This window comes from Bradyrhizobium sp. USDA 241 (genome assembly GCF_049739505.1).
Taxonomy (GTDB): domain Bacteria; phylum Pseudomonadota; class Alphaproteobacteria; order Rhizobiales; family Xanthobacteraceae; genus Bradyrhizobium; species Bradyrhizobium liaoningense.
This window is the reverse complement of record NZ_JBMGPZ010000009.1, coordinates 124,305-137,300: the sequence shown is the minus strand read 5'-3', so window position 1 is coordinate 137,300 and position 12,996 is coordinate 124,305. Positions and strand designations below refer to the sequence as shown.

General features: G+C 61.7%; 9 protein-coding genes and 5 pseudogenes. 11 read left to right on the top strand and 3 right to left on the bottom strand.

From position 1 onward, the window contains the following. A pseudogene (locus ABIF91_RS45830) lies at window positions 1-410 on the bottom strand (transposase); the annotation flags it as partial. Here ABIF91_RS45830 and nrdD (ABIF91_RS45825) point away from each other — a divergent pair. The 5 genes and pseudogenes from nrdD (ABIF91_RS45825) (at window position 374) to ABIF91_RS45805 (ending at window position 4,206) form a co-directional block, all read left to right on the top strand. Further along, a complete protein-coding gene (nrdD, locus tag ABIF91_RS45825; RefSeq protein ID WP_424579935.1) occupies window positions 374-694 on the top strand; it encodes an anaerobic ribonucleoside-triphosphate reductase in 321 nt (106 codons plus the stop codon). The pseudogene ABIF91_RS45830 and the gene nrdD (ABIF91_RS45825) sit on opposite strands and share 37 nt — an antisense overlap. Before the next feature lie 12 nt (window positions 695-706). Then, window positions 707-898, top strand: a complete 192-nt coding sequence (gene nrdD, locus ABIF91_RS45820; protein ID WP_284282585.1) for an anaerobic ribonucleoside-triphosphate reductase — start codon at window positions 707-709, stop codon at window positions 896-898. After that, window positions 855-1,508, top strand: coding sequence for an anaerobic ribonucleoside-triphosphate reductase activating protein (locus ABIF91_RS45815; protein ID WP_284282587.1), 654 nt, complete (start codon window positions 855-857; stop codon window positions 1,506-1,508). The genes nrdD (ABIF91_RS45820) and ABIF91_RS45815 overlap by 44 nt, the downstream gene beginning before the upstream one ends. A gap of 193 nt (window positions 1,509-1,701) precedes the next feature. Next, window positions 1,702-2,382: pseudogene (locus ABIF91_RS45810) on the top strand (transposase); the annotation flags it as partial. A 554-nt stretch (window positions 2,383-2,936) separates the two neighbouring features. Then, window positions 2,937-4,206 (top strand): annotated as a pseudogene (locus ABIF91_RS45805) (IS256 family transposase). 888 nt (window positions 4,207-5,094) lie between these two features. Here the strand turns inward: ABIF91_RS45805 and ABIF91_RS45800 are convergent. Both ABIF91_RS45800 and ABIF91_RS45795 read right to left on the bottom strand, forming a co-directional pair. After that, a pseudogene (locus ABIF91_RS45800) lies at window positions 5,095-5,434 on the bottom strand (integrase core domain-containing protein); the annotation flags it as partial. Between the two features lie 72 nt (window positions 5,435-5,506). After that, window positions 5,507-6,028 carry a group II intron maturase-specific domain-containing protein gene (locus ABIF91_RS45795; RefSeq protein ID WP_424579934.1) on the bottom strand — a complete coding sequence of 174 codons (522 nt, stop codon included), beginning with the start codon at window positions 6,026-6,028 and terminating at the stop codon, window positions 5,507-5,509. A gap of 956 nt (window positions 6,029-6,984) precedes the next feature. Between ABIF91_RS45795 and ABIF91_RS45790 the strand changes: the two are divergent. The 6 genes and pseudogenes from ABIF91_RS45790 to qatD form a co-directional block, all read left to right on the top strand. Beyond that, window positions 6,985-7,350: pseudogene (locus tag ABIF91_RS45790) on the top strand (IS256 family transposase); the annotation flags it as partial. Between the two features lie 60 nt (window positions 7,351-7,410). Next, window positions 7,411-8,538: an IS110 family transposase gene (locus ABIF91_RS45785; protein ID WP_424579933.1), complete on the top strand. Its 1,128-nt coding sequence runs from the start codon at window positions 7,411-7,413 to the stop codon at window positions 8,536-8,538. 54 nt (window positions 8,539-8,592) lie between these two features. After that, window positions 8,593-9,722 (top strand): IS3-like element ISRj2 family transposase gene (locus ABIF91_RS45780; protein ID WP_129557670.1). Its coding sequence is split into 2 segments (ribosomal slippage): window positions 8,593-8,845 and window positions 8,845-9,722, totalling 1,131 coding nucleotides; the frame shifts between segments, so codons are not numbered across the junction. 398 nt (window positions 9,723-10,120) lie between these two features. Next, the gene (qatB, locus tag ABIF91_RS45775; protein WP_028181967.1) at window positions 10,121-10,771 is read left to right on the top strand and encodes a Qat anti-phage system associated protein QatB; all 651 of its coding nucleotides are present in this window, start codon (window positions 10,121-10,123) and stop codon (window positions 10,769-10,771) included. Then, on the top strand, window positions 10,771-12,174 hold the full coding sequence (qatC, locus tag ABIF91_RS45770) for a Qat anti-phage system QueC-like protein QatC (protein ID WP_028181968.1): 1,404 nt from the start codon (window positions 10,771-10,773) through the stop codon (window positions 12,172-12,174). The genes qatB and qatC overlap by 1 nt, the downstream gene beginning before the upstream one ends. Further along, window positions 12,171-12,908 carry a Qat anti-phage system TatD family nuclease QatD gene (qatD, locus tag ABIF91_RS45765; RefSeq protein ID WP_028181969.1) on the top strand — a complete coding sequence of 246 codons (738 nt, stop codon included), beginning with the start codon at window positions 12,171-12,173 and terminating at the stop codon, window positions 12,906-12,908. The genes qatC and qatD overlap by 4 nt, the downstream gene beginning before the upstream one ends. Window positions 12,909-12,996 lie beyond the last annotated feature (88 nt).

Here is a 12,996-nt window from a genome sequence, read left to right as displayed (position 1 = left end):
TTCCATTGCTGGATGAAGCGAGGGGCTCAGACCATAGACCGTGCTGCGAGCCAGCTTCAGGACCTTCGCCTGGCGCACGATAGAAAGATCATGATCGCGGTCGATCATCGCTTTGCGCTCAGCAGGCCCGCCTTGGTGAGCGCGCCGGACAAAAAATCGTTTTCCAACGCCAGCTCGCCGATCTTGGCATGTAACGCCTTCAAATCGACCGGCGTCTCGGCCGATGTCTTGTCATGCCCAAACACGCCGGCGGCGCCTTCCAGGAGCTGGTTTTTCCAGATCGTGATCTGGTTCGGATGAACATCAAACAGTTGCGCCAGCTCCGCCAGTGTCTTGTCGCCTTTGACCGCAGCCAAAGCAACCTTCGCCTTGAATGCCGGAGAATGCGTCCGGCGGCTCTTCTTCGTCATCTTCGCTCCTGATTCGCAGCAAGAATCCTCGCCGCTGTCAGGCAGAAAATCCACTCAAGCTACTGTCCGAATTTGCGGGGCCAGCTCTCTCACCCCTGTCCTCGGGCGCAGCGTGCAAGAAGCTCGTGCGGCGGGCGCTCTCAAATTTCCGCCTGCCCTACGTCACCGTCACGCCGACATTCTCGGTCTGTCCGACCCACGGCTATCTCGAAGGCGAGCATGCCTTCTGTCCGAAATGCGACGCCGAACGGCTCGCAGCCAAGCGGCATGCCGCCGCGCACTGAAGGAGACCACAGATGAACGAATCCATTGCCAATACGACCAACACCGATTCCGCGGTGACGCTCAGCGACGACGAGCGCCAGCCCTGTGAGGTCTGGACCCGCGTGATGGGTTATCACCGGCCGGTGTCGTCGTTCAATCGCGGCAAGAAAGGCGAGCACAATGAGCGCAGGTTCTTCGCTGAAGCGCGCGCCGCGCTCGGCTGAATTGCGGATTGGCGGGCTCGCCCGGCTGTCCACCTGCGACTGGCCGGGCGAGCTCGTGGCAACGGTGTTCTGCCAGGGCTGCCCTTGGTCGTGCGGCTATTGCCACAACCCGCATCTGATTCCGCCGAGGGGAGAGTCGGAAATCGCGTGGCCGGACGTGCTGTCTTTTCTCGACAGCCGTCGCAGCCTGCTCGACGGCGTGGTGTTCTCTGGCGGCGAACCCACCCTCCAGGCGGCGCTGCCGGACGCGATGCGTGCTGTGCGACGCGAACTCGGCTTCCGCGTCGGATTGCACACCGCAGGGCCCTATCCCACACGGCTGTCCGCCGTACTGCCGCTCGTCGACTGGATTGGCTTCGACGTCAAGGCTGCGTTCGATGATTACGCGCGGATCACTGGCGTCATTGGGAGCGGCATTAAGGCCAAGGCCAGCCTCGTGCGTCTGCTCGAAAGCGGCGTCGCGTGCGACATCCGCACGACGGTTCATGATGCCTTGCTGGATCGCTCCGACCTGGCGCGTCTGGCGTCCGACCTTGTCGCGCTTGGCGTTCCTGCCCATCGGCTTCAGCCGTTCCGCGCGGCCGGATGCACGACCGCGAGCCTGCTTTAGTCCCCGTGAGCCGCTGCAGTCCGGGGTGCCGGCTGCAGCACCTATCCTTCCGCACTCATTCCACCCGAGTTGCGGTCCGCCAGACACCAGGCCATTTGGAGCTATGCGGGAAACTGGGTGATGACGGAATGAGATAGGCGGCGTATCGAGGCGGGTGTCGAGCCTGCCAGAACCACAAGGAGAGCGATACGCCATGAACGAGCATAGCAACATTGTCCCACTGCGTCAGCCCGATGAGATCGACGATCCACTGACGAATATTTTGCGATCTGGTGCTCGGCAGCTGCTTGCGCAGGCTGTCGAGATGGAAGCCGAGGCGTTTCTCGCCGCGATGAAGGGCTTGAAGCTTCCCGATGGCCGCGACCGCCTCGTGCGGCACGGCCATGGTCCAGTGCGGACGATCCAGACGGGGATCGGCGCCGTCGAAGGCGCCCGGGTAAAGATTCGCGATCGCGCGGTGACCAGCGATGGCGAGCGGATCCGCTTCACCTCGGCGATCCTGCCGTTGTGGGCACGGCGCACGAAGAGCTTGGATGCACTTTTGCCGGTTCTGTACCTGCGAGGCATCTCGACGGGCGACTTCCAGGAGGCGCTGGCGGCGCTCCTGGGCAAGGATGCGCCGAATCTTTCTCCGGCGGTGGTTTCCAGACTGACGACGGAGTGGCAGCTCGAGTACGAGCGTTGGCAGAAGCGCGATCTGTCGGCGCGCCGGTACGTATACGTGTGGGCGGACGGCGTCTTCCTGCAGGCTCGCATGGAAGACCACAGCGAATGCATGCTGGTGCTGATCGGCGCGACGCCGGAAGGCAAGAAGGAACTCAGAAGCAGCGCTCGATGCTATCTGTTTGTAGTCGTCGGCGTCGTGCGGAATGGTGATCCTGCAGGTGCCGTTTGACGGTATCATTGCTGTTGCGCTGATCTTTCCGCAATGCTCGTGCATAACTGCCGCTGCCGAGCCCCGCTTCAGCGTCATACGGCTTCCGTTCGCTTAAACCATTTCCTCGGTAAGCCAATGTAGTAGCCGCGCCTGCGAAGCTCTGCCTCGCATCTATTGAGTGTTTCGCAAATAGATTTCACGGGTGCGCCCACATCAACAAGCTCGCGCAGCAGTTCGTCTTCTCGCTTGGTCCAACGCCGAGAGCCGCTACTCAACTTCAATTCAACCTCGTAGCTGCGACTTCAGGTGTTCTGGAGAGATTGCTATCCGCCCAGACCGTGGCCTTCTAAGGCGCTTGCCTGTCCCAGTCATCGCATCGAGCACAAAGAGGAATGGCAGGCGAGGCGTTCGCTGGAAAGCTATACGTTTGCATAGCCGAAGCTCCCGGGTCTTCGAGCTATGGCGGAATCTGGGTGATGACGGTGTGAGGAAGGCGGCGTATCGAGGCGGGTGACGAGCCTGCCAGAACCTCTCGAGGAGAGCGATACGCCATGACCGAGACTACCAATGTTCTTGCTTTCCGTCAGCCGTCCGCGGTTGATGATCCACTGACCGATATCGTTCGTGCCGGCGCGCGGGACCTGCTTGCCAGGGCGATCGAGATCGAGGTTGGCGCGTTTCTGGCCAGCACGGCCAATCTGACGCTGCCCGACGGTCGAGCGCGCCTGGTCCGACATGGGCACGGTCCGGTGCGCGAGATTGCGACCGGCATCGGTCCGGTGGAGGTCGCTCGTCCCAAGGTCCGCGACCGCGGAGCGAGCGGGCCAGGCGACCGCCTCCGCTTCAGTTCGGCAATCCTGCCGCTATGGGCGCGGCGGACGAAGAGCCTGGATGCCTTGATCCCGGTCCTCTATTTGCGCGGCATCTCGACCGGCGACTTCCAGGAGGCGCTCTCGGCGCTGCTCGGCAAGGATGCGCCGAACCTGTCGCCTTCGGTGATCGCCGGCCTGAAGGCCGATTGGCAGGTCGAGTACGAACGCTGGCAGAGACGCGATCTGTCGGCGCGTCGCTATGTCTACATCTGGGCCGATGGCGTGTACCTGCAGGCCCGCATGGAAGATCACAGCGAATGCATGCTGGTGCTGATTGGCACCACGCCGGAAGGCAAGAAGGAGCTGATCGGCTTCCAGGTCGGCGTGCGCGAGAGCGCGCAGAGCTGGCGCGAACTCCTGATCGACCTGCGGCAACGCGGGTTACGGATTGCCCCGCAACTCGCCATCGGCGACGGCGCCCTCGGCTTCTGGAAGGCACTGGACGAGGCCTTTCCCGGCACGCGGCACCAACGATGCTGGTGCCATAAAGTGAGCAACGTACTCGACAAGGTCGCCAAATCCGTGCAGGGCCCCATGAAGAACGACCTGCGGAACATCTATCTGGCCCCACACCGGGGCCGAAGCTGAAACCGCGATCGACGTCTTCGTCGAGAAATACCACGTCAAATACGGACGTGCGGTGGAGTGCCTGATCAAGGATCGCCATGCGCTGCTCGCCTTCTTCGACTTCCCTGCTGAGCACTGGATCCACCTACGCAGCTCGAACCCGATCGAGAGCGTCTTCGCCACGGTGCGCCACCGAACGGTGCGGACCAAGGGATCGCTGTCGCAACAAACTGCGAAGCTGATGGTGTTCAAGCTCATCGACGCCGCATCGAAGACCTGGCGGCGATTGAAGAGCACGAACCAGTTGCCGAAAGTCATCGCCGGTGTAAAGTTCATCGACGGAATCGAAGTCATTCCGAACACTGAAAGCCACGCCGCCTGATCAGGCCGCGTCACCCAAAATCAGCCATAGCTCGGTCTTCTGCCAGCGAGAGTTTGGCGCCATTAAAAGTCACCCGGCATGGCGGACGACCAGAGATGACCATTCAGCGGGAATTCCCCGTTAGCCCGGATACCCCCCGATGAGCGGCCCGGCGCAAGGAATTCTGTCGGCAGCTACACCAGGAGTTCAAAGTGCGAGCCGTCAGCTCTCGCCGCGATGGGCTATTGCTAGTGTCGAGTCACAAATTCGCAATCGTAGATTCGCGCCGCTGTGGCAGACTGCAGGCTGCAACAGCGACGGAGGATCTGATGGCGGCCGAGCGACTTGCGCCCTTGATATTGAGCGATGATGAGCGTGCTGAACTTCAGTCGCTGACAATGCGGCGAAAGACTGCGCAGGCGCTGGCTCTCAGAGCCAGAATCGTGCTTTCTCGATCTCGGCAATACGTCCAATGATAACATCCTGTTCACTCGCCATCACGACACGGCCTCCATTTGTGATCGGTTCGGCTGGAGGTGGAGCGGCGGGACCCTATCCGTAGAATCGAATCAAAAGCCGGATAGCAAAGAATGCCCCCGCGGCTACCACTGCCGTCATGGCTATCGCGAAAGCTATTCTAGCGGCTTGGATGGCGGTCTCTTGGCGCTGATTCGAGGGTGGCGATCTTGGTGGGCAGATTCACATGCTTCCTCCGCTTACGAGTGACGGTCGCGATGAGGCATTATCGCGGAAGGCGAACTGCGACGCACCTACCAGGATGGTGGGGTCTTATGAAGATTTACCGGCCTTGCTGTGGTAATACCATCCGGCTCAATCCTGCCTTTTGACAAACTGAAGGAACACACCGGCAGGACAATCTGCCTTACACGATCGTCTTTACACAACTGCGAGGATCGCCTCAGCCTTACCGAAGTAGACATCGGCTGGCGCTGAGATTGTCGATGCTCTCATGATAGTGGACGTGATTATAGTGTTCGACGAGGGCTCCTACTTGACGCTCGAGATCACCGGGTATGTAATAGTGGTCGAGCAGGATGCGGTTCTTCAGCGTCTGATGCCAGCGCTCGATCTTTTCCTGGGTCTGAGGATGGTACGGAGCGCCGCGCACGCGCTGCATGCCCTTCTGGTCGAGCCACTCGGCCAGATCACAGGCCACGATGTAGCGCGAGAAGTCGTCAAGCACGGTCGAGAGATAGTACCACCCCCATCCGGTGATCCTGAGTGGAGTAAGAAGCGCGAGCGCGCCTCTCCTCCCCTCCCCGAACCGTACGTGCACCTTTCAGCGCATACGGCTCTCTGTTCAAGCTTGGCCCATGGCCATAGCAACATCCTGATAGTGCGAGGTGACAGTGCTGCGGGCTTCTTTTCGGAAGATGTAGAGATTATCCTCCGGATTGCGCCACCGGAACTGCGCCTTCGGACTTGAGACAAGCCGGTAAAGTGCTTTTCCGTGCGGCCCGCCGCGTTCATTCCGACCAAACACGAGCCAGGTTTTCGCCTTGCCCGGTTCCGGGGTTCGGTACCATTTCCGCATCAAAGGTTTGATGCGAGATCGGTATCTGTGCCCCAGCCAATGCGCCATTTTCAAGAATACGACAAGGTCGATGCGCCCGAATACGTGCGCGGTGAAGTCGGTGAACTTGTAGAACGCTGCCCATCCCGCCAGTTGACGGTTCAGGCCGGCGATCATGTCGACCGTGCTGACACTATGATTGCCGGAAAGAGCTTCAGTGAGCCTGCGAACAAACCCCTTCGCCTTTTCCTTGGGTATCGTTGTGACGACGGACATGCGCCCGTGCGACCCTTGCTTGCGGGTGCTCAACTTGGGCGCCGCTCGAGCAGGATGGCGCCGATGAGACGCAACCGTCGCTCGCAGCATCGAGTGCAGGCCGCTTAAACTCTAACCCCTGAGGAGCCAGACGCTCCTTTCGCCAGCCGCCTAATCAGCCTCAAATCATTTGACAACGGACAACGGTTGCCCCGCTTGTGCGGCGCCAGCAACCGGTCGGCCCTCTGCTGAGATGTTTCGTTGTCGTGCAGAACTTCGAGACTACAGACGCGAGCGATCGCCACGACGCGGCGCGAGATTCGCTGATGGTTCATGGATTTTGCTTTTAGCTCTGATGCCGGTAGCGGACTGGCTGCCGGGGTTCAGAAACCGTAATCGTGACCGGCCAATGTGCTTTTGGGGTGCCCTTGGACACGGGCGCACCGCCCCCGCCGAACGGGGCTGTTAGCACGCTGGCCCATTGATGGCCACTGATGCTGTCTTCGGTTTCTGAGACCCAAGCCTATGGTTTGCATACAACCTAGACGATTGCAATGTTAATATTCTACTCTAGGCGCGACGAAACCGCGCGCTTCCGTTGCAAGGCTCGACGCTGAAAGACACGTTGGTCGATAAGGAATGGCCTCGTGATCGCCTGGGTCTTCGTGCCCTCGGCTGGGCTCGGCCTTATCAAACCCGAATTGCTCAAGCTCCTCCCGCAAGCGCAGACAACGAATCTACAAACCGTGGCTCTACTGCATTTGCGATCGAAAGCCCGACGCGGATATAGCCGTAACAGACGGCGAACATGGTCAGTCCAAAGACGTGCCGAACTCCTAATTCGCTGCGTCATCTCTGAAAAGAAACGCAGCCGGGGATGTCCCGGGTTCTGTTGAATTACTGAAGAGGTCGGCGTTGCCCACCTTGAGCCGGTAGGCTGGGGGTGCTGATTCCACAAAGGAGAGCAACGCCATGACGAGAGATATCACACCGGCTGGTTGGCCGGCGACCGGGGCGTGAACGGCCGCGAGGTCATGATCCCGAGCTGGGAAACGGCGGCGCAGGAGGATTGGCTCGGTCGCTGGCGATGAACCTGATGCTAATCAACGCGCCGGTTCGGCTGCGCTGGCCGGCTGCCCGAAGGTGACGTGCCGGCACCGGCCGGATCGGGGGGGTCGAAATCGGCGGCCTCGCGGAGGTTCGTCGCGCTGTCGGCGGCGCGGCTGGCCGACTTCATGGCTGCCGATCTGTCCGCGCTCGACCTTCTGGTGGTCCAAATCGACGGGCTGCATCTCGGCGACGATCTCGTGCTGGTCGCCGCGATCGCGGTTGACGGCGAAGGCAACAAGCATCCGCTGGCGCTGGTGGAAGATGCTATGGGGCGGTGGCGAGGATATTGCATCTATCGTTGCTAATGTGAACCGATGGAGCGCCCCATGCAAAAGTTGAACGATCTGAGCCGATCCCCGAGCCCACTCGATCCGGACGGCACGCTAATCGCCGTTATCGAACTGAGCCTGTCGAGCTGGCTCGTCGCCGGCATTGTGCCTGGTGTCGAGCGCCAGCCATTGAAGAAGCTCGCGGTCGATGAGAGCGCATTGCTGAAATTGCTGCATCGATGGCGAGATGAAGCGGCGAAGGCTGGGCATCACATCAAACGCATCGCTGTCGCTTTCGAGGCCGGCCGTGACGGCTTCTGGCTGGCGCGCTGGCTCAGGGCACATGATATTGAGGCCCACGTCATTCACGCATCGAGCGTCGCGGTATCGCGCGAGCACCGGCGCGCCAAGACCGATCGGCTCGACACCAGCTTGCTCAAGCGCTCTTTTCTCGGCTGGCTGCGCGGCGAGCGTGATCACTGCAAGATGGTGGCGATCCCGACAATCAAGGACGAAGACGCCAAGCGGCCTAACCGCGAGCACGAGAGCCTCGTCGGAGAGCGGAGTCGGATCGTCAACCGAATGAAAGCAGCGTTAATTCGGCTGGGCATCCGCGGCTTCAATCCCAAGCTAAAGAAGGCAGCCGGACGCCTTGAAGATTTGCGCACTCCTGAGGGAGAGCCAATACTGCCCAACATGTTGGCTGAGCTGCGTCGCGACATAGAGCGCCGCCAGCTGATCAATGATCAGATCCGCCAAATCGAGGATGCTCGCCTGGAACGCATCGAGCAAGCGCCCGGTGATGGACCAAACGCCATGGTGCTCCTACTGGCGCGGGTGATCGGGGTTGGCATCGAGACGGCCGACATGCTGGTGCAGGAGGTGCTGGCGCGAAACATGCGCGATCGACGGGCCGTCGCACGTTATGCGGGCCTCACGGGTTCGCCCGACGAGAGTGGCATAAAACGGCGAGAGAAAGGGCTGGCCCGTTCCGGCAACGCTCGGGTTCGACGCGGCATGATCCAATTGGCGTGGCGATTTCTCATGCTCCAGAAGGACAGCACCTTGGCGCAGTGGTTTCGAGGCCGCACTGAGAGCGCCCGCGGCACTCGCAAGACCATGATCGTGGCCTTGGCGCGCAAGCTTCTGATAGAGCTGGCCCCGCAAATTCGGACAGTAGCTTGAGTGGATTTTCTGCCTGACAGCGGCGAGTATTCTTGCTGCGAATCAGGAGCGAAGATGACGAAGAAGAGCCGCCGGACGCATTCTCCGGCATTCAAGGCGAAGGTTGCTTTGGCTGCGGTCAAAGGCGACAAGACACTGGCGGAGCTGGCGCAACTGTTTGATGTTCATCCGAACCAGATCACGATCTGGAAAAACCAGCTCCTGGAAGGCGCCGCCGGCGTGTTTGGGCATGACAAGACATCGGCCGAGACGCCGGTCGATTTGAAGGCGTTACATGCCAAGATCGGCGAGCTGGCGTTGGAAAACGATTTTTTGTCCGGCGCGCTCACCAAGGCGGGCCTGCTGAGCGCAAAGCGATGATCGACCGCGATCATGATCTTTCTATCGTGCGCCAGGCGAAGGTCCTGAAGCTGGCTCGCAGCACGGTCTACTATGAACCTCGGCCAGTTTCGGCCGAGGACCTTGCCTTGATGCGTCGGCTCGATGAGCTGCATCTCGATTATCCCTTCGCGGGAGCGCGTATGCTGCGATCGTTGCTGCGGCGGGAGGGCGTATACGCCGGTCGCCGCCACATCGCGACGCTGATGAAGCGCATGGGGATCGAGGCGGTCTATCGTCGCCCGAACACGAGCAAGCCGGCTCCGGGTCACAAGATCTACCCGTACCTGTTGCGCGGATTGAAGATCGAGCGGCCCGACCATGCGTGGGCAATGGACATCACCTACATTCCGATGCGGCGTGGCTTCGTCTATCTCGCGGCGGTCGTCGATGTGTTCAGCCGACGGGTCCTGGCCCATCGCGTCTCGATCACAATGGAGGCGGCCTTCTGCGTCGAAGCGGTCCAGGAGGCGTTGGCGAAGCACGGCAGGCCCGAGATTTTCAACACGGATCAGGGCAGCCAGTTCACCAGCCTCGAGTTCACCGATGTGCTGCTGGACGCGAAGATCGCCATCAGCATGGACGGCAAGGGCGCCTGGCGCGACAACGTGTTTGTCGAGCGGCTCTGGCGCACGGTCAAATACGAAGAAGTATATCTCCGCGCCTACGACAGCGTGTCCGAGGCGCGAGCGTCAATTGCCAAGTATCTGGCCTTCTACAATCAGGGACGCCCTCACTCGAGCCTTGACGGGCGCACGCCCGACGAGGCTTACTTCGGCACGCAAGCTATGGTGATGGCCGCATGACCGTCGCCGACGGTTTTGTCGTCGCTCTGGTCGGGCTACGCCCTCCCGACGCAACGACAAAACCGTAAAGCCCCGCGTTCAGCATAACCCGGCAGGAATCCACTTAAATCCAGCGGGGCGCTGTCCAAACAACCGGGGCCAGCTCTCCCGCACCCGGCGCCCCCGCTCTGGGCGCCCCGGGAGCCCCCGGCGGTGGTAACGCGGGCAACGGAAATCCCGGCGGCGCAAACCCTGGCAACCCGGGCCACGGAAATGCTGGTGGCGCTGGCGACGGTGACGCGCCGGCGCCCAACCGCTTCCAGAGCGCTCGTACCAATTTCTTCAAGTTCGCTAAACCAGGCGGTGGTGGAGGCGGCATAGGCGGAGGTGGAGGTCGCGGTGGAGGGGCCAATCGCAACATGCGCCGGGCGGTCCGGTCGTTCGTCGGCAAGTCGAGCGGCGGCGCGCGCCGGGCGACACAGCGCATGGCGGCGGAACGCAGCGCCACGACAAACCTGGGCCGGATCCTTTCCACCGCCGGCACCGCAGGCATCCAGGAAACCGTCCGCCGACTCGGCTTCGCGCAGTTGGCGGCCCTGCCGGTCCAGGACATCTACGCCGCGCTGGTCGACGTCATTTGCGAACCAGGCGGTGAACTCGACGAGTCGTTCGCCAGAGAGGCCTACATCAAGGCATTGGCCGAAATCAGCGAGGCACAGGCGGATCTCGAACGCCCCTCCCCCGAGACCACCGTGTCGTTCCTGGCTTCCTTCATCACCAACGCGATCCAGAACCGACTGCTCAACGCGGTCGGAAACAAGGTCGTCGCGATTCCGCGCGACGTCGCGTCCGTCCAGAACGTCGAACAGCAGATCAACGACTACATCCGCGGCAAGGTGAACGACGCGATGACGGAGGCCGGCGAAGATTTTCCCGTCGAGCGCATCGTGTCGACCATCGACGACATCTACGAACGCGCGGCCGTCCTATTGGAGGGTCCGGACTCGGAGGACCGGGATATCGGAACGGATGACGACTTCGCCTCGGAAGCTTATGAGGAGATCGCGTGATGACGGCGTACGCTTTGATCGGTCACATGGGACCAGCCGACCAGGCGCCGGATCTCGCAGGTCGCTGGCAAGCTCAATTCCGCGTCGATCTCCTGAGCGGCAATCGGACTCTGGGATACGGGATGGGCGGCGTCATCCGGAGCCTCGGAAGGCTCGGGGTCTATCCAAGCGAAGTCGGCGTCGACGCTCTCGTCCTCGCGGCGATGGTGCATGCCGCCGACACGCGGATCAATCGCGTGCAGACGTCGCAGGACGCGTGGACGCGCGAGCTCGGCATCTTCGTGCCGGTGTCCGATCCCGAACTTTGGACGGGGCAGCGTGCGCTTCTCGAAAAGATGCTCAGGTTCCTGACGGGCGATCACTGGACAGTGGCGTTCAGACCGCGCCCCGAAGGGATGTCCGACTTCGTCCGACGTCCAGTCGCAGGTCTGCAGGATCATGGGTTCGACGGGGTCGCCCTCTTCTCGGGCGGATCGGACAGCCTGATCGGCGCGATCGATCGTCTTGAGCAGGGTTCCTTTCCACTGTTCGTGAGCCATGGAGGCGACGGAGCGATCAGCAAGCCCCAAAAGGATCTGTTCGTAGATGTTGCCTCGGCCTACCGGAACGGCGATCGCGAACCGAGGCGCGTCCGCCTGGGAATGACCTTCACCGACAAGGTCTCCCCAGGCGTCGGTCGCGAAGAAAGCACCCGTGGCCGGTCCTTCCTGTTCATCGCCCTTGCTGCCATGGCCGGGTCGGGTCTGGCGCGGCACTTTTCGCTCGAAGTCCCGGAGAACGGTCTGATCGCCCTCAACGTCCCACTTGACACCGTCAGGCTCGGATCGTTGAGCACCCGCACGACCCATCCCTTCTATCTGCGTCGCTGGAACGAATTGCTGTCGCAGGTCGGAATCGACGGCGTCATCATCAACCGGTACTGGGACAAGACGAAGGGCGAGATGATGGAAGGCTGCCTCAATCCGGACCTGCTGCGGGAGCTCGCGGGCGAGTCCCTCTCCTGCGCCCACCCTGCAGCTGGCCGCTGGGTCAAGTCGGCGGCCGGCCGGCATACCCATTGCGGCCATTGTGTCCCGTGCATCATCCGCCAGGCCGCTTTCGACCACGCGTGGGGGCGAGGCAACGATCCCACCGGGTATCGGGTCGACATCCAACAGACCCGGTTGAGCACGCAGACGGCGGAAGGCAAGCAGGTACGCGCGTTCCAGTACGCGGTGGCGCGCCTCGCAGGGCGCCCCGATCTCGCCCGCGTCCTGGTCCACAAACCGGGACCGCTGCTCGAGGACATCGCCCAGCTCAATGGGCTCGCCGGGGTCTATTCGCGAGGCATCACGGAGGTCGGCGAATTGCTGCGCGACGTAGAGACGTTTTCACCGGCAGCGGAAGCCGAGATGACGGCATGAGGCTCGTCGATTTCCACTGCCACCTCGACCTGTATCCCGACTTCGAAGCGCTCGTCGCCGAGAGCGACCGGCTCGGAATCTTCACGCTCGCTGTCACCACCACCCCGAAGGCTTGGTCGCGCAACAACATGCTGGCCTCTTCGACGAAATACGTCAGAGCTGCACTCGGAATGCATCCGCAGTTGGTCGCGGAGCGTTGGCGGGAAATTGATCTCTGGGAAAGACTCCTCTGCGAAACGAGGTATGTCGGCGAAGTCGGCCTCGACGCGGGTCCTCGCTACTTCTCGTCGTTGGACCGTCAGACGGAGGTTTTTCGCCGCATCCTGCGCTGCTGCGCCCAAGCTGGCGGCAAGATCCTGTCGATCCACAGCGTGCGTGCGGCAACCAAGGTGCTCGACTTGATCGAGGAAGAGGTCCCGGACGGTCGCGCGAAGTTCGTCTTCCATTGGTTCACGGGGTCTGCCGCGGACGCAAGGCGAGCAGCAAACCTCGGCTGCTACTTCTCGATTAACAGTCAGATGCTACAGACGGACCGTGGGCGGGCGCTAGTCTCCTCCTTGCCGATCGATCGTCTCCTCACAGAAACCGACGGCCCCTTCACATCCCAGGGCGACGGCCCTGCCCGGCCGCGTGATGTCGGGCAGACGGTGAGGCACCTAGCGACGGCGAGAGGCCTGTCGAGCGCGGAAAGTGCGGCCGTCGTGCTACGGAATTTGAAGATCCTGACGGCTTAGCGTTTTGCTCCCACAATCGGGCCGAGACGATTCGCCGATCGAACAGTGACAAACTGAGGTTCCGGGCAACAGGCCCTCCCTGGAGTAT